Below are 22,440 nucleotides of genomic sequence, written 5' to 3' on the forward strand. Positions count from 1 at the left end.
TGGAATGTGCCGCGCGTGCGACCCCTCTGGAGAGGGGTCGCGGCATGTCTGTAATGTATTCACACTAGGCCTCGGGTCGTTCCCTGAACGCCCCTGACCCTTCCCCAGCCCGCCATCGATAGCGGGCTTTTTTTTGTGCGTGTTTTTCGACTGATGGATCGCCGCAGACGTAGGGCGGGCGACGACAGACCTGGAGAGCCAATGGAAAAAGCCGGAAGCATTGCTGCTTCCGGCTTTTAGAATTCGCTGGTGGGGCGTGAGTGACTCGAACACTCGACCTACGGATTAAGAGTCCGCTGCTCTACCAACTGAGCTAACGCCCCAACGAAGAAAAAGATTGTATCATGGTTTTTGAGTTTGTCAAACACCCTGCGTAATTTTTCCCGCATGAGGGTGCTCTGGAAATGCCGTGTGCGATTTCGCCGTCGTACGTGCAATTCCCGGGCAGCCTTATTCCTTCTCCTTGCACCGAACTCAGGCACTCACGCCGTGGGAACTCGCCCGGGGTTTCGGCAGTCTTGCTTGGGGTGAGCGGAGCGTAGGCCTTTGCGGACGAGTCGGGCCGACCCATGTTAGGATGATTCTTCACTTGCAATGGAGGGCTGTACCGATGGATATCAAGTTCCAAGAGCAAGAGCGTTACGATATCAACAATGAAGGCTTGCTATTTCACGCCGTTGTCGACGGCCAACCAGTCACTTGCGTGGTGACCCGTGAAGCGCTGTGGGAAGGCTTCAGTGCCGACCAGGTGTTATCGCTGGAAGAGGCATTCCGCGCCGGACGTGAAACCATCGAGCGTGCTGCGGTGGTGCTGATCGAGCAGGGCGCCGCCCAGCCAGTGGTAGTCAAGCGCGCCCATGTCGCGCCGCTCTGAAGCGGATCCCAGTCCGGGCCGGTCATCGGTCCGATCCCGGGCTACCGCTTCAAGTCGTTGCGGCTTCTCGCCGCCTGACGCCGGTTTCCCGCCGGCGTTTCTCTTTTTAATTCCCCGCGCTCATCACTGAGCTTCCCGATCGCGCCGATCGTGCCGATCACGTTGATCGTGCTCAAGCCGGTTTTGCTGGGTAGCCTGGCCCGCCAGGGCGGCTAGCGCATTCTTCGAAGATGCGTGCCTGGCATTGCGCACAGCCTGCGGGATCGAGGCGCGCAATGATGGTGTGCAGCGCCTGCCGCTTGGTGGAAAAGATGTGCCCTTCGCCCAGCTTCAGCGCGAAGCCGGTCTGGTCCCACGTCTGCAGCACCTGCGTGCGCGGACGATGGAAATACAGGTCGCCGCCGGTGGCGCGCCGCTCGCTCAGCTCGCTTTCCCACATCTCGGCGCCGGCCAGGTCGATGAAGTTCATGCTCTTGGTCATGGCCAGCAGATGGATCTGGCCGGGATGGGCGTTGCGTGCTTCGTGCAGGCGGTCCGTCACGTACTGGACCGCGCCGAAGTAGATCGCGCCTTCCATGCGCAGCAGCTTGAGCTGGGGGCATTCCGGTTGCGGGCGATGCAGTTCGTCGAGCGGCGTAAAGCGCCGGTCGGGGTCGTCGGCGTCTGGCACCAGGCTGCGCACCGCCGGCCGCGAGGTGCGATAGAGATAGGCCACCAGTGACAGGATGGTGCCGAGCAAGACCGCCATCTCCAGGCGGATGGCCAGCGTGGCGACAAAGGTGCTGATGGCGATGGCGAATTCCGTGCGGCTCAGGCTGGCGATGCGGCGCAGCCGGCCGAAATCGAACAGGCCCCAGGCCACCAGCAGCAACATCGCGGCGATGGAGGCCAGCGGGATCTGCGCCAGCAGCGAGGCGCTGGCCGTGACCAGCACCACCAGCAGCAAGGCCGAAAAAATGCTGGCCAGCGGCGTCTGCGCGCCGGCCTCGTAGTTAGGCATGGAGCGGTTCAGCGAGCCACAGGAGATATAGGCGGAGAACAAGCCACCTGCGATGTTCGACAGGCCCTGCCCGATGAATTCGCGGTTGGCATCGATGTGCTGGCCCGAGCGCAGCGCCACCGCCTTGGCGATCGAGATCGACTGGCCGAGTGCCACGATGGTCAGCGCGGCGGCGATGCCAAGCAGGTCGGGGATCGCCTGCCAGGAAATATTCGGCAGGTGGAAGGGCGGGATGGCCGACGGGATCGGCCCGACCACATTGACGTGGTGCGCGCCTGCGCTCCAGCCCGGCGCGTTGAGCAGCAGGGCGACGCCGTAGCCTGCCAGCAGGCCGATCAGCATGAAGGGCAGGCGGCGCGAGACGCGCTTCACCGCGATGGTCACCGCCAGCGTGATCGCCGCTACCGTGAACGCGCTCCAGTTGATGCCGTCGGCATTGTCCAGCAAAAAGCGCACCACACCGAAGGCGCTCGTACCCGTCGGCACGGCCAGCCCAAACAGGTCCTTGAGCGCATAGAGGCCGATCAGCGTCGCCGCGCCGCAGGTGAAGCCAAGCAGCACCGAGGGCGAGATGAAGTTGGCCAGCGTGCCAAGGCGCAAGGTGCCCACGGCAAGCTGCAGCAAGCCAACCATGATGGTGACGGCGAGCGCCAGATTGATGTACTCGGGACTGCCGGCAAATGCCACCGGGCTCAGCATGGCGAACAGCGCCAGCGAATTGGCGTTGGTCGGGCCGGACATCACATGCCAGCTGGAGCCGAACAAGGCCGCCACGATGCAGGGAATCACGGCCGCGTAGATGCCGTATTGCGGCGGCAGGCCGGCTAGCGTGGCAAAGGCCACGCCCTGCGGCAGCACCAGCACCGCGCCAAGCAGGCCCGCGACCAGGTCCGCACGCAAGGAGGCGCGGCTCACGCGGTGACGCCATGCCGGCAACAGGCGCCCGAGCATCCGGCCGGTTGTGCCCTGCGCAACCGGAGCGGTCATGCTTGCGGGTCTCGTTCGCTGAGGCTCACCAGCAATTCGTCGATCGCGCCATAGACCTTGCCCAGCCGCTCCGCGCCGATCATCTGCTCGAGCTCCTCATAGCGGCGGTCGATCAGCGGCTCCATCTCGGCGATCAGGGCACGGCATTTGTCGGTCAGCGAGATCAGCTGGCGGCGCTGGTCCGTGGTGGAGCGCGAGCGCAGGATCAGGCCCGCTTCCTCCATGCTCGACAGCATGCGGGTAAGGCTCGGGCTCAGGATCAGGCAGGCATCGGCGAGCTGGTTAGGCTCCATCTCGCCTTGCTCGTTGAGGGTGCGCACCACGCGCCATTGCTGCTCGGTCATGCCGTGCTGGCGCAGGATGGGCCGGAAGCCCGCCATCAGCGTTTCGCGGGCTTGCAGCAGCAGGTGGGGGAGGTTGCGGTGGCGGAAGGTAGCCGGTTTCATGCCCGCAAGTGTAGCCGTGCAGACGCCCGGACGCGAGCCGGTGGCTACCCGGATATGCCGACCGCCGGCTTGGTGGCCGGCGCCCTGGCGCAACGCCTCAGCCCAGGTCGAGCGTGGCCACCACCGGCGTGTGGTCCGAGGGCTGCTCCCAGGTGCGCGGCACGCGATCGATCACGCAGGCGCCGCACGCCTCGCGCAGGGCCGGCGACAGCAGGATGTGGTCGATGCGCAGGCCGGCGTTGCGGCGAAACGCAAACATGCGGTAGTCCCACCAGGAGAAGCTCTTCTCCGGCTGCTCGAACATGCGGAATGCGTCGGTCAGCCCAAGTGCCTCCAGCGCCCGGAACGCATCGCGCTCCGGCGGCGACACCAGGTTCTGCCCCTCCCACTTCTTGGGATCGTGCACATCCCGGTCTTCGGGTGCGATATTGAAGTCGCCCAGCAGCGCGAGCTTCGGGTACTTCACCATTTCCTCCTGCAGCCACGCGGTGATCGCCTGCAGCCAGCCCAGCTTGTAGGTGAACTTGTCGGAGTCCGGCGCCTGCCCGTTGGGGAAGTACGCGCATACCAGGCGCACGTCGCCATAGGTCGCCGCCACCACGCGCTGCTGGGGGTCGTCGAAGCCAGGGATATTTCGCACCACGTCGGTGGGCGTCGCCATGGTGGCATTGCGCGCCAGGATCGCCACGCCGTTGTATGTCTTCTGGCCGGTGAACACGCTGTGGAAGCCCGCGCTTTCCAGTTCGGCCAGCGGGTACTTGTCGTCCGGCATCTTCAGCTCCTGCAGGCACAGGGCATCGATCGGCGTATCGGCCTTTTCCTGCTCGCTCAACCAGTCCAGTACCTGCGGTAGCCGGACCTTCAGCGAGTTGACGTTCCAGGTTGCGATTCTCATGTTCAAATGGCTTGTTGATTGACGGTTGCCTGGGCGACATTGGAATTCGTCCCGGTGTCACCCTGGTTTGCCTGCACATTATGAACGACCGCTGCGGCCACAGGCACGTCGGGAGGCAGGTGTCCTCAGGCCCAGGTCTCATGCAAGTGTCGCCAAGTGACAAGCGCATCGTTCCCAGTCACGAACAGCGCCGAGGCACGCCGCTCGGAAGCGCCCGCGTTCCAGGCCTGCGTCTCCCGGTAGCTGACCGTGGCCGAGCGCGCGTCCTCATGCACGAGCGTCAACTCATCGATCCTGATTTGCAGCCCGGGCCGGGCGCCGCGCAGTCGTGCGAACAGCGCGGGAAAGCCGCCTGCCTCCATGCGCGCACCGGTTGGCGAGATCATGCTGAAGTCCGGACCAAACCGTTGCAGCAGCGTTTCCAGTACGGCTTCCGGGCAAGCGGGGTTCGACAGCCATTGCTCGATCAGCACATGGGTGTCGGCGATTTCACGCAGGCAAAGCGCGGCGATGTCAGGCATGGATGGTGTTTCCTTCAGGAGTTGGCAGGGCGGGTTGCCCCGGAGTTAGGGAAGCGTTGTCGATGCTGCCGGCTGGCGATGATGCCGGTCGTCCAGACGCCAGACGACAAGCAGCGGCACGAGTGTGCATAAGCCGGCGACGAGAAAACACCCATGGAATACCTGCGTCACGATCGTGGTGTCGCGCGCGAGGGCAAGGTCGGCCATGCCTTGCCGGGCCAGCCACTGGCCCAGTAAAAGACTGGCCATGGCGACGCCAGCGCAAAACGACAACTGACGATTCAGATTCCATATTGCGCTGACGGGGCCCATTCCCGCTGGGGACACATTCAGCAGCGCCAGGGTTTGCGCAACGCTCGAGCAGATGCCGCCGCCGGCTCCCATCAGCAAGAAGGCGGCCACCATGCCCGGCCATTCGCCAGGTTCGCTCACGGTCGCCAGCATGGCGATGCCGGTCGCGTGCACCGTCATGGCCGGCAGCAGCAGGGCGCGGGGCCCCAGCCGGTTGAAGAGGCGCCCGGCCAGCGTCATGCCCGCAGCGGCGGCCAGGGCGTAGGGAATCATCAGCGCCCCCGCGCTGACGGCCTTCAGGCCTAGCACGCTGCGCAGGAAGAACATATTGAGCAGGCTGACGCCGGTAAACACGCCGGGCACGAACAGGTAGACGACCATGGCTGCCCGAAGCAGCGGATCCCGCAGAACGCGGAAATCCAGGACTGGATGCTCCCGCCGGCGTACATGCCGCAAAAGCAGCAAGCCCGCGGCGACGCCGCCTGTGACAAGGGCGGTGCCCACGCGGGTCTGCCCGGTGTGCTCGAACCGGGACAAGCCGATCAGCAGCAGCGCAAGCGCCAGGCTGACCAGCCCGATGCCGGCAACGTCCGGCCTGTGTCCCTGGGTGGTTTCGCCGGAGCGCAGCCAAAGCACGGCAAGCACGAGCGCAACCAAGGCCAGCGGGATGTTGAGCCAGAATACCCAGCGCCATCCCAGGCTGTCCACGACGTAGCCGCCCATCAGTGGCGACAGCGCCGGCGCGAGCAGCGCGCAGGCCATCACGATCACTGACAGTTGCGCGCGCTCGTCCTGCGAGTAGAGGCGATAGGTCATGGCTTGCCCGACGGGAATCAAAAGCCCACCCCCCAGGCCTTGCAGCAGGCGCCAGGCGATCAGCGCCTCAATGCTGCCGGCGAATCCGGCGCCGGCAGCGGCTGCGGAAAAAATCCCCAGCGATGCCACGAAGATCGCTTTGTCTCCGTAGCGGCCGGCCAGCCAGGTGCTTGCCGGAATGACCAGCGTCAGCCCCAGCGTGTAGGCATTGGCCACCCATGCAACGGTCCCCACGGACGCCTGCAGTGACTGGCCGATATCGGGGAACGCGACCGATGCCATGAACATATTGACCAGGTCGATAAATAAGCCGAGGAGGTAGACCGACGCAACGCGTGATTTGTAGGGCATGGAAAGTCGAGCAATGGCGGCAAGCGCCATGCAGGTGCAGGCTGGAAGACGGCATTCTAGAAACCATGGAGGAATAAGAAAACAGCCTAGTGGCCGATATACTGTTCTCTGATTTTTGACAATGGAGCGCTGAGAACGTGATCAATCTGAACCGTCTGGCCATGTTCGTGGCCGTGGTGGAGTGTGGCTCGTTCACGGCGGCAGCCGGCACGCTGGGCACCACCAAGGCCGTGGTCAGCTTCAACGTGAAGCAGCTGGAGCAAGATCTATCGGTGGCATTGCTCACGCGCAGCACGCGGCGCCTGGCACTGACGGAGGCGGGCGAGCGGTTCTATCGCGACTGCTCGGTCTTGCTGCGGCAGGCTGAATCGGCCGTGGAGCAGGTCCGGTCTGGTCATGCGTCCTTCTCGGGCAGCTTGCGCGTCACGGCATCGGTGGATTACGGCAACCTCGTCGTCGCTCCCGCGCTGGCCGGGTTTGCCCGCCTGCATCCCGATCTGCGGGTGAGCTACCAGGCCAGCTCGACCCACGCTGACCTGATCGCAGAGCGGCTGGACGTAGCCATCCGGGTGGGGCCGCTGGAGGACTCGCGGCACCGCGCTAAGCCGATCGGGCAATTCAACCTGGTGATCGTGGCAAGCCCGGCGCTGCTGAGTGCAACCGGCGCGCCCGATTCGCTGCAGGCGATGGCGGCGCTGCCGTGGCTTGCCAATCGCGCGGGGCAGGGCGGGCAATGGACCCTGGCTGACCCACACGGCAAGCCGCACACGATCCGGGTCCGCAACGTGGCCCACGCGGATACGGCCTCGGCCCTGCTAGCGTTTGTGCTGGCCGGCTGTGGCGTCGCAGCGCTGCCCGAGTGGCTGCTTGACGACCATCTCAAGGGCGGACGGCTTCAGGTCCTGATGCCGGACCATGTCTTGCCAAGGGCCGAGGTCTTTGCGGTCTATCCGGATACGCGGCACGTCAGCGCCAAGGTCCGCGGGTTTATCGACCATCTGCGCGCATTGCGGCCCGGCCGTGCCTAGGGCTTGAACGAGCCCTCGATGGTATAGCGCGACCCCGGATGCACCAGCCGTGCCAGCGTGATCGGCGAGCCCTGGCTTTCGGTGCGGCGGATCACGATCAGGCAGGGCTCGCTCGGCTTGACGCCCAGCAGCTCGGCCTCCTGCTCGGTGGGCAACTGCGCCTCGATGGAGTATTGCGCTTCCCATAGCGGTGCCACAGTCAGCAGGTAATTGGTAGGCGTGGTCTTGGTGAAGTCCACGTCGAGATAGTCAGGCGCGCGGGCGGGGTTGACGTAGCGGTCCTCGCACAGCAGCGGCACGCCGTTCTCGCTATGCACGATCAAGGTGTGGAAGACCTCGCTGCCGACGGGCAACCCGATGCGCGGCGCCAATGCCTCGGTGACGACTTCGGCGCGCGCCATGTGCACGTCGGAGCGGTGGCGGTGGCCCCGCTCCGTGATCTCGTCGTGCAGGTCGCGGATGGTCAGCGTGGACGACGCACGATAGGGCTGGGTGGCGAACGTGCCGACGCCCTGCACACGCTCCACCAGGCCTTCGGCCTGCAGTTCCCGCACCGCCCGGTTGGCGGTCATGCGGCTGACGCGGAACTGGGTGACCAGCTCGGATTCCGACGGCATCAGCGTGCCAGGCGGCCAGCGTCCGGCGCTGAGTCCGTCCTTCAGGTAGTTCTTGATGTGTGCGTAGGCGGCGGCGGGTGGCAGGTAGGTCATGGCACGCAGTTTACTTGACCGCGCTTGTCTAGCCAATTTCCATTGGTAGCGATTTTTCGTTTCAAGGTCGGCATCCGCCAGAAAAAAGGGGGCGGGTTTTGGCTTCGGGTGTGGCTCCGATCAGGGTAATCCCGGCTCGCTGATTTGTTGTCTTATCTTGTATATACAAGAATATGTGCCGCAATCGATGATTCCAGGATGCTGGAATCGCGGGCGGGCAGGCGAGAGGGCGACCGGAGACAACATGGCAAAGGTGAGCGCAAGGGGGAATGCGGGGATGAACATATTCCCGGGCTGGTATGTGGTTGGCGCGACGCACGTGCTGCTGGCGCTGATATTTGGCGCCGCGTACTCGTTTGGCGCATTTTTCGCGAGCATCCAGGAAGGCTTCGGGGTGGGCAGTTCGTCGGCGGCTTCCGTGTTCTCGTTCACCGCGCTGATTTACTACGTGGTGGGCGTATTCTCCGGGTCCCTGGCCGACCGGATCTCCACCCGCCGGGTCATTGCGATGGGCATTGTCTCGCTGGCGCTGGGATTTGCCATCGCCAGCGTCGTCACGGATTCGCTGGCGGGGTTCCTGGTGGCCTTCTGCTCGCTGGTGGGCCTGGGTGTAGGCCTGGTCTACGTGCCGGCGGTGACGGCGGTGCAGCGCTGGTTCGTCAGGCATCGCAGCCGGGCGTCGGGCCTTGCGCTGGCGGGCACCGGGCTTGGCACGTTCATCGGACCGGTGGTGGCGGGCCTGCTGATGGAGCATATGAGCTGGCAGGCGACAATGCGTTGCTTCGCGCTGGCCATCGCCGTGGTCGGGTTGGCAATGGCAATGCTGCTAAAGGGGCGCCCGGAAGAGGCCGGCCTGTATCCCGATGGCGCGCCTGCGGCGCCTGGCGTTGCCCATTCTCCCCCGCCATCCGGGCTCAGCCTGGCGCAGGCCGTGCGCGGCGGGCGATTCTGGTGGTACTTCGGCGCCATCCTGCTGGGCTCGGTTGGCCTGTTCGCCGCGCTGGTCCATATCCATCCGTACGCGCGGCAGCATGGCTTGTCTTCCACGGCCGGGAATCTGCTGATCGGGCTGGTGGGCGCCGGCAATATCCTGGGGCGCCTGTTGCTGGGCGGGCTCGGCGACAGGCTGGGTCCCGGGCGGCTGCTCATGTGCCTGACGCTGATGCTCGCGCTGCTCAACGGCGTGTGGCTTGGGGCCACAAGCTTCCCGGCGCTGGCGCTGTTTGCTGTCCTGTTCGGTGCGGCCAACGGCGGTTGCATCTCCTTGTACCCGGCGCTCGCTGCGACCTGGTTCGGCACGGCAAACCTCGGGGCGATCCTTGGGGGGTTGTACATCGCGGTGGGCATTGCCGCGATGGCGGGCGGCAGCCTCGCCGGCTGGCTCTTCGATGCCTACGGCAGTTACTCGGTGGCGATTGCGGTGAGCGGGGGCTGCGCGTTGCTGTCGACCACCTGCATTGCACGCGCGAGCCGCCATGAAAAAAGCGGCTCAGACCGAGCCGCTTAACCTCTTCTATTCTTCTATTAACGACGTGCTGCGTTAAGCCACCGCCATGCCGCCGTGCCGCAGCAGTGCGTCAATCTGCGGCGCGCGGCCGCGGAACGCGGTGAACGATTCCATGGCCGGGCGGCTGCCGCCCACCGACAGGATTTCCCTGCGGTAGCGTGCGCCGGTCTCGGCATCGAGCACGGTGCCGGAGAGCTTCGCGGCTTCCTCGAAGGCCGCATAGACGTCGGCGGACAGCACTTCGGCCCACTTGTAGCTGTAGTAGCCCGCCGCATAGCCGCCGGCAAAGATATGGCTGAAGGTGTTCGGCCAGCGTGACAGCGGGTGCTGCGGCACCACATGGGCGCGATCGTTGATCTCCCTGGACAGCGCCAGCACGGACTTCTCGCCCGCGGGGTCGAAGCTGGTGTGCAGGTGCATGTCGAACGACGAGAACACGATCTGGCGCAGCGTCATCATGCCGTTCTGGAAGTTCTTTGCGGCCAGCATGCGCTCGAACAGCTCGCGCGGCAGCGGCTCGCCGGTGTCGACGTGCGCGGTCATGTCGGCCAGCACTTCGTACTCCCAGCAGAAGTTCTCCATGAACTGCGAGGGCAGCTCAACGGCATCCCATTCCACGCCATTGATGCCGGACACGCCCAGCTCGCCCACCTGGGTGAGCATATGGTGCAGGCCGTGTCCGAACTCGTGGAACAGCGTGATCACTTCGTCGTGGGTGAAGACCGCGGGCTTGCCGCCCACCGGCGCCGTGAAGTTGCAGGTCAGGTAGGCCACCGGGGTTTGCACGCGCCCGTCGTCCAGCAGCTTGCGGCCTCGGGCATCATCCATCCACGCGCCGCCGCGCTTGCCTTCGCGGGCGTAAAGGTCGATGTAGAACTGCGCCAGCAGCTCGCCCTCGGGCGATACCACGCGAAAGAAGCGCGCGTCTTCGTGCCACGTCTGGGCCTGGTCGGCTTCGATGCGCACCGAGAACAGCTTCTCCACCACGCTGAACAAGCCCTTGAGCACCTGCGGCTCGGGGAAGTATTGCTTTACCTCCTGCTCGGAGAAGGCGTAGCGCTGCTCGCGCAGCTTTTCCGACGCGTAGGCCACGTCCCAGGGCGAAAGGTCGCTCAGGCCCAGCTCGCTTGCGGTGAATGCCTTGAGCTCGTCCCAGTCCTTCTCGGCATACGGACGCGCTTTGGCGGCCAGTTCGTCCAGGAAGCGCAGCACTTCGGCCGGGGATTCTGCCATCTTGGGCACCAGCGAGACCTCGCCGAAGGAGGCGTAGCCGAGCAACTGCGCTTCTTCGCGGCGCAGCGCGAGCTGCTCGCGCATATTGGCCGTGTTGTCCCACTCGGCCTTGCCCTGGCCGTACTGCTCAGCCAGTTCCGAGGCGCGGGTGACGCTGGCCTCGTACATGGTCTGGCGCAGCGCGCGGTCGTCCGCGTATTGCAGCACCGGGAAGTAGGAGGGGAAGTGCAGGGTGAATTTCCAGCCCGGCTTGCCGTCCTTTTCAGCGGCATGGCGCGCGGCTTCCAGCGCGTCTTCAGGGATGCCGCTCAGGCGGCTTTCGTCCTCGATCAGCAGCGCGTAGGCATTGGTGGCATCGAGCACGTGGTCGGAGAAGGCCTTGGACAACTGGGCCTGCTGCTCCTGGATCGCGGCAAAGCGGGGCTTCTTGTCTTCGGGCAGTTCCGCGCCGCCCAGGCGGAAACCGCGCAACTCGTTTTCCATCAGTTGGCGCCGAGCCGCGCTCATGGTGGCGAATTCGGGGCTCGCGGCGATTGCCTTGTACTTGTCATAGAGCGCCAGGCTCTGGCCCAGCGACGACCAGAACTCGGTCATGCGCGGCAGGTTGTCGCTATGCGCCTGGCGCAAGGGCGGCGTATCCGCCACCGCGCTCAGGTGACCCACCACGCCCCAGGCGCGTCCCAGCGGCTCGGTGGCGGCTTCCAGCGCTTCCACGGCATTGGCCCACGTGGCTTCGGTGGCCGGGTCTTCGGCACGGTCGACGGCGGCTTGCGCGGTCGCCAGCAGCACGTCCAGCGCCGGGCCGATGTGCTCGGGGCGGATCTCGGAGAAACGCGGCAGGTCGGTGAAATCCAGCAGCGGATTGTCGCCGTTTGCGTGATTTGCAGCGTTGGCTTGGTTGGCGGCTTGGTCCATGACGTCTCTCTTGGCAGGGCCAGTAAGGGCAATGCCCCGCACATTGGGGCGGGGCAGCGGGATTTCCAGTGCCAGGCAGCACCCGGCGCGCAAGGCGCCGGCGCTGTCCGCGGCAGGCCGATACGACGTTCAGCCGGCCGCGCGCTCGGCGGCTTCCAGCGTATTGATCAGCAGCATCGTAATGGTCATCGGGCCAACGCCGCCCGGCACAGGGGTGATGTAGCCGGCCACTTCCTTGACGCCGTTGAAGTCGACATCGCCGCACAGCTTGCCATTGTCGTCGCGGTTCATGCCCACGTCGATCACGGCCGCGCCGGGCTTGACCATGTCAGCGGTGATGATGTTGCGCCGGCCCACGGCGGCCACGATCACGTCCGCGTCGCGCGTATGGGCGCCCAGGTCACGCGTCTTGCTGTTGCAGATGGTGACGGTGGCGCCGGCCTGCAGCAGCAGCATCGCCATCGGCTTGCCGACGATATTGGAGGCGCCGACCACCACCGCGCGGGCGCCGCGCAGCGGGAAATCGACCGATTCCAGCATCTTCATGCAGCCATAGGGCGTGCACGGGCGGAACAGCGGGGCGCCGGTCATCAGGGCGCCGGCATTGGCCACGTGGAAGCCGTCCACGTCTTTTTCCGGGGCGATCGCTTCGAGCACTTTGTGGCTGTCGATATGCTTGGGCAGCGGCAACTGCACCAGGATGCCGTGGATGTGCGGGTCGCGGTTCAGGGCGTCGATGCGGGCCAGCAGGTCGGCCTCGGACAGGTCGGCGGGGTAGCGGTCGAGCGAGGAATGGAAGCCATTGTCGTCGCAGGCCTTGACCTTGTTGCGCACATAAACCTGGCTAGCCTGGTCTTCGCCCACCAGGACCACGGCCAGGCCGGGCCGGTGGCCGCGTTCGGTCAGGCGGGCGGCGCGCTGGGCGGCTTCGGTGCGGAGTTGCTTGGCAAGGGCGTTGCCGTCGATGAGTTGGGCTGGCATGGGGATGGGCGCTGGAGAGCTGGAGGTGGTCAAAGCGGAATTATAAAGGTTGACGCAACCCGGGGCGCAGGAGAGTAGGGCGCTGGTAGCATGGCCGCATGGATGCCCCGAACCCTTTCGCCATGGCCGCCGCGGCCGAACCAGCTGTCCTCATCGTGCTCAGCCTGGCCGCCATGGCCTGGGCGCTGAGCCGCCGGCCTTGGCAACTGCTGCAGCGCGACGATTTGCAGCACGGCTGGCTGGGCGCGCTGGTGCTGCTGGCGCTGCTATGGACGGCCCGTGCGACGCTGCCGGGCGGGCTGGCGATCCAGCTGTTCGGCGCCACCCTGATGGTGACCCTGTTCGGGCTGCCGCTGGCCCTGCTGTCGCTGTTCGTGGTGGATCTGGTGTCGTTCCTGGGGCTGGGCTACCTGGCTGGCGACACCTGGGCCCGGCTGGACTGGGCGGCGCTATGGCCGCGCTATGTCTGGATGGGGTTGTTGCCCGCCTTGTTGTCGGCCGCGCTGCAGGGGGCCATGCGCCGGCTGCTGCCGCGCCATCCCTTTGTGTTCATCCTCGGCCATGGCTACTTTGCCGCCGGGCTGGCCGCCCTGGGCGCGGGGGCGGCGCGCGCGGTCTGGCGTAGCTACAGCGTGGGCGACGGGGTGCTGTCGCTGCCCGATACGCTGACCGCCGTGCTGATCCTGGCGTTTGGCGAGGCCTTTCTCACGGGCATGCTGGTGGCGGTGTTCGTGGTCTACAAGCCGCAATGGGTCGTGACCTTTCGCGACGAGGAGTACCTCGGGCGTTGAGCTGGCACCCCCCCCGCAAGCTCGGCGGGGGGCTTCGGCGCCGGCTCGGCTGTTTCGGCTGTTGCTTCAGCTGTTTTTGGACAGGGCCAGGCGCAGCAGGTCGGCCACGGTGTTGACGTTGAGCTTTTCCATGATGTTGGCGCGGTGCGCCTCCACGGTCTTGATGGAAATGCCCAGGTCGTCGGCAATCTGCTTGTTCAGCCGGCCGGCCACGATGCGCTCCAGCACCTGCTGCTCGCGCGTGGTGAGCTTGCCCAGCAGGTCCTTGGCGGCGCGCTGCTCGCGGGCGGCGGAATGGTCGGTGCGGGCCTTTTGCAGCATGCGCTCCACCAGCGATCGCAGTTCGGACTCATCGAACGGCTTTTCGATGAAGTCGATTGCGCCCTTCTTCATGGTGGAGACTGCCATCGGCACGTCGCCGTGGCCGGTGATGAAGACGATCGGGATATTGATGTTCTCCGCGATCATGCGTTCCTGCAGCTCGGGCCCGCTCATGCCCGGCATCCGCACGTCCAGGATCAGGCAGGAGACCTGGCCCGAGTCGTAGGCGGAAAGGAACTGTTCGGCGCTGGTAAAGCTGCGAACCTGGTAGCCATTGCCCTCCAGCAGCCAGGTCAGCGAGTCGCGCATGGCTTCATCGTCGTCGACGATGAAGACGGTCTCGCCGCGGTGGGAGGTGGGGTTTGGCGTTACGGTCATGAAGTCTCCTGGGACATCAAAGTCATTTGCCGCCAAGTGTAACCGGGCCGGGCGGCAAGCGACAGGGGCGGCCCTGGCGCGCCTGATCCTGTCTTGGCAATGCCGGGCGGCCCGCCCGGCGCCTTATTGGTCGGTTATTGGTCGATCAGCGCCGGCTGCAGCGGCAGCATGATCTTGAACGTGCAGCCGATGCCGTCGGCATTGTTCTCTACCCACAGGCGCCCCTGGTGGGACTCGATGATGGAGCGGCAGATATTCAGGCCCATGCCCATGCCGTCGGACTTGGTGCTGAAGAACGGTTCAAACAGGCGTTCTTTCGTGGCTTCGTCAACGCCAGGGCCCTGGTCGATCACGTCGATGCGCATGTTCGGGCCGATCTCGCCCGGCTCGATGCGCGCGTGCAGGCGCACCACGCCGGTGGCGCGCAGCGCCGGCAGCCCGGCCATGGCCTCGACGGCGTTCTTAAGCAGGTTGACCAGCACCTGCTCGATCAGCACCGGATCGACGAACAGCACCACCGGCGGCGCCGGCAGCCGGGTCAGGATGGTGACGCGGCGGCGGGTGGCCTCCAGGTCGGCCAGCCCGACCGCGTCGGCCACGATGTCGTGCAGGGCGGCTTCGCGGCGCTGGGGCTGGCTGCGCTTCACGAAGCCCCGGATGCGGCTGATGATGGTGCCGGCGCGCACGGCCTGCGCCGAGGTCTTCTCCAGGATCGGGATCAGGTCCTCGGCGGTGCTGCGCCCGGAGCGCAGCCGGGCCACCGCGCCCATGCAGTAGTTGTTGATGGCCGCCAGCGGCTGGTTCAGCTCGTGCGCGAGCGACGACGCCATCTCGCCCATGGTGGTCAGGCGGCTGGTGAACTGCAGCCGTTCCTCATGCTGGCGCGCCATTTCCTCGGCGGCCTTGCGCACCGTGATATCGGTGGCGATCTGCATCTGCGCCAGATGGCCGTCGACCCACTGAATGTAGCGGCGGCGCACTTCGAACCATTTCTGCATGTCGGGCACGAAGACTTCCCGCGCGTCCGAGGAGTAGGGCATCAGCTCCGAGGCTGGCAGGCCGGCGTAGGCGTCGACGAAGTCGGTGGCGTCGCTGGAGACCTGCTCCTTGTCGACCTCGCCGCCGGCCAGCTTCAGGTGGCCCTCGGCTTCCCAGCCGAACAGCTGGCGGTAATAGCGGTTGGCGAACAGCAGCTCGGGCTTGTCGGTGGCCAGCACGGACACCGCGGCGTCCAGGCTTTCCAGCACCGTGGTGAAACGGTCGTGGGCGGCGGCGAGCTCCTCGCGGGCGCGCTTGGGCTCGGTGATATCCGTCATCGAGGCCATCCAGCCGGTGTGCCTGCCGCGGCTGTCCACCAGCGGCGAGACATACATGCGGGCGTAGAAGCTGCTGCCGTCGCGCCGCATGGCGCGCATCTCATAGCCGCTGGCCGGGGATTTGCCCTGCAACGTCAGGTCGATCTGCTTTTGCATCTCCTGATGGTCATTGGGCGGCCAATAAGGGAAGGGCGGCACGCGGCCGACCAGGTCGCTGTCCTGCCAGCCGGTCATGCGGCAGAAGGCGGGATTGACGTAAGTGATGCGGCCATTCAGGTCGAGTGCGCGCAACCCGATCAGCATCGAGTTTTCCATCGCGCGGCGAAACGACGTCTCAGCCAGCAAGGCGCGCTGCGCCTCGGAGCGCCGGCTGGTGTGGCGCCACATGCTCCACAGGCTCCACAGCAGGAAGCACGACAGCCCCACCACCAGCCACAGCAGCATGTTGTTGGGCAGGTTGGAGGCGGGCGGGTAGGCGTCGGCGCGCAGCGACAACGAGTGCCCCGGCGGGTCCAGCAGCACCTCGTAGGACAGCGCGTTGCCCGGCACCGGCCGCAACGAAGTGCTGGCGCGGATCTGGTTGTTCTTGTCGATCAGCGAGAAGCGGTAGCGCTCGGTCAGCTCCGGCGGCAGCAGGTGGGTCAGGATGCCGTTGATGGAGTAAAGCGCGCCGAGGGTGCCGAGGAACTCGTTGTCCCGTACGATCGGCACCTCCATCAGCATGAAGCTGTCGCCGCGGTCGTTGACCAGCGGGCGCGAGTACACCACGCGCTGGGTTTCGCGCGCTGCGTCGAAGGTATCGAGCACCTCGGGCTCCAGCGGCTGGTCCTGGGTTTCGCGCAGCCGGCTGGCGAATTCGGAGGTGGACGGCAGCGACCAGCGCCCGCGCCGGGTCGCATCCAGCCAGTTGACGAAGACGATTTCCGGGTTCTCGCGCAGGATTTCCTGCGCGGCGGTGCGGTAGGCGCCCTGGTCCAGCTGGGCGGCGGCGATGTCGCGCGCCAGCGAGGCTAGCTGATCCTGGTTGCTCAGCAGGGACAGGCGCACGCGCTGCTGGGCCCAGGCAGCGTCGCGATAAAGCGCGTCGCGTTGCTGCTGGCGCTCGGTTTCATGGAGCGACCACAGGATCACGCCCATCGCCACCGTGAACAGCACGATCGCTATCAGCGGGATGAACATGAACCAGCTGGTCGCCACCAGGTTGCGCCAGCGCAGCCACCACAATCCGCGCGGCGGCCCGTTGACGGCGGCGGGCTCGTCCACGTGGCCAAGCGTATCGAGGGGCGTCAGCGGGTTGGGCGGGGCGACCAGCGTAGGGTCGCTGCCGCTCGCCTTGGCGGAGCCGGAAGCGGAGGGAGGGACGACTGCGGCGCGGAGGTGGGAAAAGAAATCTTTGAGGGACGGCATGGTGGGATTGACGACTGACCGACCAGTGTAGCGGGATTGCGGCGCCCCGTCGCTTGGGGTAAGCGCCAATGCGGCACTGCGGCATTCCTGCCGAAGGCGCGGCGGGTCGGCGGCGTTTGGTGGCAAGGGCTGGCGCAGTTTTGTGGTGCGCTGCCGCAATATTTCGCATTGTAAGAAACCATATCGCAATTTGAAAATTAGGCTTGTCTTGCCCAATGTGCTTCCATAGAATCGGTCCGACCGAAAAGTGCGGACGGCAGTGCTGCGTCCGGTCCTGCCAGCCTCGCTGGCAAGCCCGGGCGAAGCGCTAGCGAAGGACCGTGCGAAGACACTCGCGGCCCGCGCGCCGTACCGTAGTCACACCGTCAGGCCGGGGCTCCCACCACAAGAATCAGGGGGCACCGAGGCAGGAATTCACCAGGAGACAGTCATGTCAGCTGTACCAGAGCAGATCCTCGGCGCAAGCAGCGCCAACGACGCCGATCCCCAGGAAACCCACGAGTGGCTTGATGCCCTGCAGGGCGTGATCGCCGCCGAAGGCACCGACAGGGCCGCCTTCCTGATCGACAAGCAGATCGAATACGCACGCGTGAACGGCGTCACCCAGCCGTTCCACGCTGAAACGCAGTACATCAACACCATCCCGGTGGAGCAGCAGGCCCGCATTCCCGGCGACCAGGACATCGAGCACCGCATCCGCTCGTACACCCGCTGGAACGCCATGGCGATGGTGCTGCGCGCCAACAAGCACACCAACGTTGGCGGCCATATTTCCTCGTTTGCCTCGGCGGCCACGCTGTATGACGTCGGCTACAACCACTTCTGGCACGCTCCGTCCGAGAAACACGGCGGCGACCTGGTGTTCGTGCAGGGCCACTCGGCCCCGGGCGTGTATTCGCGCGCCTTCCTGCTCGGCCGCCTGAGCACGGAACAACTCGACAGCTTCCGCCAGGAAGTCGACGGCAAGGGCATCTCGTCCTACCCGCACCCGTGGCTGATGCCGGACTTCTGGCAATTCCCGACGGTGTCGATGGGCCTGGGCCCGATCATGGCCATCTACCAGGCCCGCTTCATGAAGTACCTGCACAGCCGCGGCCTGGTGCAGACCGAAGGCCGCAAGGTCTGGGCCTTCCTGGGCGACGGCGAGACCGACGAGCCGGAATCGCTGGGCGCCATCGGCATGGCCGGGCGCGAGAAGCTGGACAACCTGGTGTTCGTGATCAACTGCAACCTGCAGCGCCTGGATGGCCCGGTGCGCGGCAACGGCAAGATCATCCAGGAACTCGAATCCGAGTTCCGCGGCGCCGGCTGGAACGTGATCAAGGTGGTGTGGGGCAGCCGCTGGGACCAGCTGCTGGCACGCGACAAGAAGGGCCTGCTGATGAAGCGCATGATGGATTGCGTGGACGGCGAGTACCAGACCTTCAAGGCCAAGGACGGCGCCTACGTGCGCGAGCATTTCTTCAATACCCCTGAGCTCAAGGCGATGGTGGCCGACTGGTCCGACGAGGACATCTGGCGCCTGAACCGTGGTGGCCACGATCCGCACAAGATCTACGCCGCCTATAGCGCCGCCAACGAACACAAGGGCCAGCCCACGCTGATCCTGGCCAAGACCATCAAGGGCTATGGCATGGGCGATGCCGGCCAGGCCATGAACATCAGCCACCAGCAAAAGAAGATGCCGGTGGACGCGATCCGCCGCTTCCGCGACCAGTTCAACATCCCGGTCTCCGACGACAAGATCGAGGAAGTGCCGTACATCACCTTCGAGGAAGGCTCGAAGGAACTGGAATACATGCGCGCCCGCCGCATGGACCTGGGCGGCTACCTGCCGGCCCGCCGCCAGAAGGCAGAGGCCCTGAAGGTGCCTGAGCTGTCCGCCTTCGACGCGCTGCTCAAGGCCACCAGTGAAGGCCGTGAAGTGTCCACCACCATGGCCTTCGTACGGATCCTGAACACGCTGCTCAAGGACAAGCAGATCGGCAAGCACGTGGTGCCCATCGTGCCCGACGAGTCGCGTACCTTCGGCATGGAAGGCCTGTTCCGCCAGATCGGCATCTGGAACCAGCAAGGCCAGAAGTACGTGCCGGAAGACCACGACCAGCTGATGTTCTACAAGGAATCGCAGACTGGCCAGGTGCTGCAGGAAGGCATCAACGAAGCCGGCGCCATGTGCGACTGGATCGCCGCCGCCACGTCGTACTCGACGCACGGCATCCAGATGATCCCGTTCTACATCTATTACTCGATGTTCGGCATCCAGCGTATCGGCGACCTGTGCTGGGCGGCCGCCGACATGCGCTCGCGCGGCTTCCTGCTGGGCGGCACCTCGGGCCGCACCACGCTCAACGGCGAAGGCCTGCAGCACGAAGACGGCCACTCGCATGTGTTCCATGCCGTGATCCCGAACTGCATCTCGTATGACCCGACCTTCCAGTACGAGCTGGCGGTGATCATGCAGGACGGCCTGCGCCGCATGTACGCCGAGCAGGAAGACGTCTACTACTACCTGACGGTGATGAACGAGAACTACGAGCATCCGGAAATGCCGGCTGGCGTAGAGGGCGACATCGTCAAGGGCATGTACCAGTTCAAGAAGGGCGTGGAAAACAGCAATGCACCGCGCGTGCAGCTGCTGGGTTCGGGCACGATCTTCCGCGAGGTGATTGCCGCTGCCGACCTGCTCAAGAAGGACTGGGGCGTGGAATCGGACCTGTGGGGTTGCCCGAGCTTTACCGAACTGGCCCGCGAAGGCCACGACGTGGAGCGTTGGAACTTGCTGCACCCGAGCGAGCCGCAACGCGAGTCGCACGTGACCAAGAGCCTCAAGTCGGTGCGCGGCCCGGTGATCGCCTCGACCGATTACGTGCGCGCCTTTGTCGACCAGATCCGTCCCTTCGTGCCGCGTCGTTTCGTGGTGCTGGGCACCGATGGTTTCGGCCGCTCGGACACCCGCGAGAAGCTGCGCCACTTCTTCGAGGTGGACCGTCACTGGGTGACGCTGGCTGCACTGAAGGCGCTGGCTGACGAAGGTGCCATCGGTCGCGACAAGGTGGCCGAAGCCATCAAGAAGTACAACCTCGACCCCAACAAGCCGAACCCGATGTCGGTCTAAGCAGGCCGACTGCACGAACCCCCGCAGGAGCGGCAATGCCGCGTGCGCGGGCGCCGGGCTGATTCCCGGCGCCTTGCGGCGCGGCGGCGTGACAGATCACGGCGGTGAGGGTAACCTCACACGCTCGTGTTTGTCGTGCGCGCTGGCCTGCCCAGGAGACACTGAATGAGTCAAGCGATTGAAATCAAGGTGCCGGATATCGGCGATTACGACGCCGTTCCCGTCATCGAAGTGCACGTGAAACCGGGCGACACCATCAACGCGGAAGACGCGCTGGTGACCCTGGAATCGGACAAGGCCACGATGGACGTGCCTTCGCCCCAGGGCGGCACTGTCAAGGAAGTCAGGATCAAGATTGGCGACAACGTCGCCGAAGGCACCGTGCTGGTGATGCTGGAGCCTGCCGGTGCGGCTGCCGCCGCGCCCGCACCGGCTCCCGCAGCCGCCGCCGCCGCGCCGGCTCCCGCCCCGACGCCGGCCCCGGCCCCGGCGGCAGCCAGCGCTCCCGCGCCGGCCGCTGCCGCAGGCCCGGTCGAGGTCAAGGTGCCGGACATCGGCGACTACGACTCGGTCCCGGTGATCGAAGTCCACGTCAAGCCGGGCGACACCATCAACGCCGAAGACGCGCTGGTGACGCTGGAGTCCGACAAGGCCACCATGGACGTGCCGTCGCCGGCCGCCGGGGTGGTCAAGGAAGTCCGGATCAAGGTCGGTGACAACGTCGCCGAAGGCACGCTGATCCTGATTCTCGAAGGCGCCGCCGGTGCTCCGGCCAGCGCGCCTGCCGCTGCTGCCCCGGCTGCCCCGGCTGCTGCTGCTCCGGCTGCCGCTCCCGCTCCCGCAGCCAGCGCTCCGGCCCCGGTCCCTGCGGCCGCGCCCGCCGCGGCTGCTCCGGTAGCCGGCGTGACCGGCACCGCTGCCCATGCCAGCCCCTCCGTGCGCAAGTTCGCGCGTGAGCTGGGTGTGGATGTGTCGCGCGTGCCGGGCACCGGCCCCAAGGGGCGGATCACCCAGGACGACGTGCAGGCCTACGTCAAGGGCGTGATGAGCGGTCAGGCCGCAGCCCCGGCAAAGGCAGCCGCTGCCCCGGCTGGTGGTGGCGAGCTGAACCTGCTGCCGTGGCCGAAGGTGGATTTCACCCGTTTCGGCGAGGTCGAAAGCAAGCCACTGTCGCGCATCAAGAAGCTCTCGGGCGCGAACCTGCATCGCAACTGGGTGATGATTCCCCACGTCACCAATCACGACGAGGCCGACATCACCGAGCTGGAAGCCTTCCGCGTGCAGCTCAACAAGGAATACGAGAAGCAAGGCGTCAAAGTCACCATGCTGGCCTTCATGATCAAGGCCACCGTCGCCGCGCTGAAGAAATTCCCGAACTTCAACGCTTCGCTCGATGGCGAGAACCTGGTGCTGAAACAGTATTTCAACATCGGTTTCGCCGCTGACACGCCGAACGGCCTGGTTGTGCCGGTGATCAAGAACGCCGACAAGAAGGGCGTGATCGAGATCGGCCAGGAAATGAACGAACTGGCCAAGCTGGCGCGCGACGGCAAGCTCAAGCCGGACCAGATGCAAGGCGGCTGCTTCTCGATCTCCTCGCTGGGCGGCATCGGCGGCACGTATTTCACGCCGATCATCAACGCGCCGGAAGTGGCCATCATGGGCGTGTGCAAGTCGTACCAGAAGCCGGTGTGGGATGGTAAGCAGTTCGTGCCACGCCTGACGCTGCCGCTGTCGCTGTCGTGGGATCACCGCGTCATCGACGGTGCGGAAGCGGCTCGCTTCAACACCTATTTCGGTCAGTTGCTGGCCGATTTCCGCCGCATCCTGCTGTAAGGCGGGCAGGGCGCGCCCGGCCTCGCGGCCATGCGCGCCCTTACCTGCAACGTCTGCAACCTGCAAACAGGAAGCGAGCCCATGACTACCTGCGTTGTCGTCAAGAAGGCCGGCGAAGTGGCGATTGCCGCCGACGCGCTGGTGACGTTTGGCGACACCCGGCTCACGCGCGCCTACGAGCGCAACCAGAAGGTGTTCCCGGTGGGTGACAGCTTCGTGGCGCTCGCCGGCACCACCGCGCACTTCCCGGTCATGCGCAGCCTGTTGGCCGGACTGGGCGAGGATTGCCGGCTGGGTTCGCGCGATGACGTCTTCCGGACCTTCCTCAAGGTGCATGAAAAACTCAAGAACGAGTATTTCATCAACACCAAGGAGGACGAGGACGATCCTTACGAGTCCTCGCAGATCGTCTGCCTGATTGCCAATCCGGCCGGCATCTTCGGCGTGTATTCATACCGCGAAGTCTTCTCGTTCGATCGCTTCTGGGGCATTGGCTCGGGGCGCAACTACGCGTTGGGCGCCATGCACGCGGTCTACGACCAGCCGGGCCTGGCTGCCCGCGAGATCGCGCGGATCGGGGTGGATGCAGGGGTGGAGTTCGACAAGAGTTCGGCAGGCCCGGTCGAGGTGCAGGTGGTGCAACTGGCTGACATGGCTGGCGACGGAGCAACCAATAACGATGGCGCGCCCCGCATCTGAAGCGGAGTGCGTTCTTGAG

General features: G+C 65.6%; 18 protein-coding genes and 1 tRNA gene. 7 read left to right on the forward strand and 12 right to left on the reverse strand.

Features of this window, described 5'->3' with window-relative positions:
* Positions 1–247: 247 nt before the first annotated feature.
* Positions 248–323: transfer RNA gene (locus tag AC1RQC_RS26155), tRNA-Lys, on the reverse strand.
* A 287-nt stretch (positions 324–610) separates the two neighbouring features.
* Here AC1RQC_RS26155 and AC1RQC_RS26160 point away from each other — a divergent pair.
* The gene (locus tag AC1RQC_RS26160) at positions 611–874 is read left to right on the forward strand and encodes a DUF1488 family protein (RefSeq protein ID WP_006159541.1); all 264 of its coding nucleotides are present in this window, start codon (positions 611–613) and stop codon (positions 872–874) included.
* 41 nt (positions 875–915) lie between these two features.
* Here AC1RQC_RS26160 and AC1RQC_RS26165 read toward each other — a convergent pair whose 3' ends face one another.
* The 6 genes from AC1RQC_RS26165 to AC1RQC_RS26190 all read right to left on the reverse strand — a co-directional run bounded on the left by AC1RQC_RS26165 (position 916) and on the right by AC1RQC_RS26190 (position 6,181).
* Positions 916–1,050: a hypothetical protein gene (locus AC1RQC_RS26165; RefSeq protein ID WP_492885067.1), complete on the reverse strand. Its 135-nt coding sequence runs from the start codon at positions 1,048–1,050 to the stop codon at positions 916–918.
* Positions 1,047–2,861, reverse strand: coding sequence for a SulP family inorganic anion transporter (locus tag AC1RQC_RS26170; protein ID WP_492885069.1), 1,815 nt, complete (start codon positions 2,859–2,861; stop codon positions 1,047–1,049). Before AC1RQC_RS26170 ends, AC1RQC_RS26165 begins: the two co-directional genes overlap by 4 nt.
* Entirely contained in the window at positions 2,858–3,307 is a 450-nt protein-coding gene (gene hpaR / locus AC1RQC_RS26175) for a homoprotocatechuate degradation operon regulator HpaR (protein WP_492376222.1), read from the reverse strand. The genes AC1RQC_RS26170 and hpaR overlap by 4 nt, the downstream gene beginning before the upstream one ends.
* 97 nt (positions 3,308–3,404) lie before the next feature.
* The gene (gene xth / locus AC1RQC_RS26180; protein WP_492376223.1) at positions 3,405–4,202 is read right to left on the reverse strand and encodes an exodeoxyribonuclease III; all 798 of its coding nucleotides are present in this window, start codon (positions 4,200–4,202) and stop codon (positions 3,405–3,407) included.
* A 125-nt stretch (positions 4,203–4,327) separates the two neighbouring features.
* Entirely contained in the window at positions 4,328–4,723 is a 396-nt protein-coding gene (locus AC1RQC_RS26185; protein WP_492376224.1) for a hypothetical protein, read from the reverse strand.
* A gap of 45 nt (positions 4,724–4,768) precedes the next feature.
* A complete protein-coding gene (locus AC1RQC_RS26190; RefSeq protein WP_492885071.1) occupies positions 4,769–6,181 on the reverse strand; it encodes an MFS transporter in 1,413 nt (470 codons plus the stop codon).
* Between the two features lie 137 nt (positions 6,182–6,318).
* On the opposite strand from AC1RQC_RS26190, the gene AC1RQC_RS26195 reads away from it, so the two are divergent.
* Positions 6,319–7,209, forward strand: coding sequence for a LysR family transcriptional regulator (locus tag AC1RQC_RS26195; RefSeq protein WP_492885073.1), 891 nt, complete (start codon positions 6,319–6,321; stop codon positions 7,207–7,209).
* On the opposite strand, the gene hutC is transcribed toward AC1RQC_RS26195, so the two are convergent.
* The gene (gene hutC / locus AC1RQC_RS26200; protein WP_174422728.1) at positions 7,206–7,919 is read right to left on the reverse strand and encodes a histidine utilization transcriptional repressor HutC; all 714 of its coding nucleotides are present in this window, start codon (positions 7,917–7,919) and stop codon (positions 7,206–7,208) included. The two genes, AC1RQC_RS26195 and hutC, sit on opposite strands and share 4 nt — an antisense overlap.
* A 277-nt stretch (positions 7,920–8,196) precedes the next feature.
* Here hutC and AC1RQC_RS26205 point away from each other — a divergent pair, with 277 nt between their 5' ends.
* Positions 8,197–9,426, forward strand: coding sequence for an MFS transporter (locus tag AC1RQC_RS26205; RefSeq protein WP_492376227.1), 1,230 nt, complete (start codon positions 8,197–8,199; stop codon positions 9,424–9,426).
* A 33-nt stretch (positions 9,427–9,459) separates the two neighbouring features.
* Here AC1RQC_RS26205 and AC1RQC_RS26210 read toward each other — a convergent pair whose 3' ends face one another.
* Both AC1RQC_RS26210 and folD read right to left on the reverse strand, forming a co-directional pair.
* The gene (locus tag AC1RQC_RS26210; RefSeq protein WP_492807693.1) at positions 9,460–11,574 is read right to left on the reverse strand and encodes a M3 family metallopeptidase; all 2,115 of its coding nucleotides are present in this window, start codon (positions 11,572–11,574) and stop codon (positions 9,460–9,462) included.
* Positions 11,575–11,703: 129 nt separating this feature from the next.
* On the reverse strand, positions 11,704–12,555 hold the full coding sequence (gene folD, locus AC1RQC_RS26215; RefSeq protein ID WP_043345220.1) for a bifunctional methylenetetrahydrofolate dehydrogenase/methenyltetrahydrofolate cyclohydrolase FolD: 852 nt from the start codon (positions 12,553–12,555) through the stop codon (positions 11,704–11,706).
* A 98-nt stretch (positions 12,556–12,653) separates the two neighbouring features.
* On the opposite strand from folD, the gene AC1RQC_RS26220 reads away from it, so the two are divergent.
* The gene (locus AC1RQC_RS26220) at positions 12,654–13,346 is read left to right on the forward strand and encodes a hypothetical protein (protein WP_492807691.1); all 693 of its coding nucleotides are present in this window, start codon (positions 12,654–12,656) and stop codon (positions 13,344–13,346) included.
* 66 nt (positions 13,347–13,412) lie between these two features.
* On the opposite strand, the gene AC1RQC_RS26225 is transcribed toward AC1RQC_RS26220, so the two are convergent.
* On the reverse strand, positions 13,413–14,045 hold the full coding sequence (locus AC1RQC_RS26225) for a response regulator transcription factor (protein WP_006155997.1): 633 nt from the start codon (positions 14,043–14,045) through the stop codon (positions 13,413–13,415).
* 134 nt (positions 14,046–14,179) lie between these two features.
* A complete protein-coding gene (locus AC1RQC_RS26230) occupies positions 14,180–16,768 on the reverse strand; it encodes a PAS domain S-box protein (RefSeq protein WP_492807689.1) in 2,589 nt (862 codons plus the stop codon).
* A gap of 430 nt (positions 16,769–17,198) precedes the next feature.
* On the opposite strand from AC1RQC_RS26230, the gene aceE reads away from it, so the two are divergent.
* From aceE to AC1RQC_RS26245, 3 genes are all read left to right on the forward strand, one after another.
* Complete coding sequence (gene aceE / locus AC1RQC_RS26235) at positions 17,199–19,886, forward strand: pyruvate dehydrogenase (acetyl-transferring), homodimeric type (RefSeq protein WP_492375929.1); 2,688 nt, start codon at positions 17,199–17,201, stop codon at positions 19,884–19,886.
* A gap of 165 nt (positions 19,887–20,051) precedes the next feature.
* Complete coding sequence (gene aceF / locus AC1RQC_RS26240) at positions 20,052–21,722, forward strand: dihydrolipoyllysine-residue acetyltransferase (protein ID WP_492885075.1); 1,671 nt, start codon at positions 20,052–20,054, stop codon at positions 21,720–21,722.
* Positions 21,723–21,803: 81 nt separating this feature from the next.
* On the forward strand, positions 21,804–22,421 hold the full coding sequence (locus AC1RQC_RS26245; RefSeq protein ID WP_150987807.1) for an Ntn hydrolase family protein: 618 nt from the start codon (positions 21,804–21,806) through the stop codon (positions 22,419–22,421).
* Positions 22,422–22,440: the final 19 nt, after the last annotated feature.

It is taken from the genome of Cupriavidus sp. GW822-FHT03E04, from assembly GCF_058801495.1.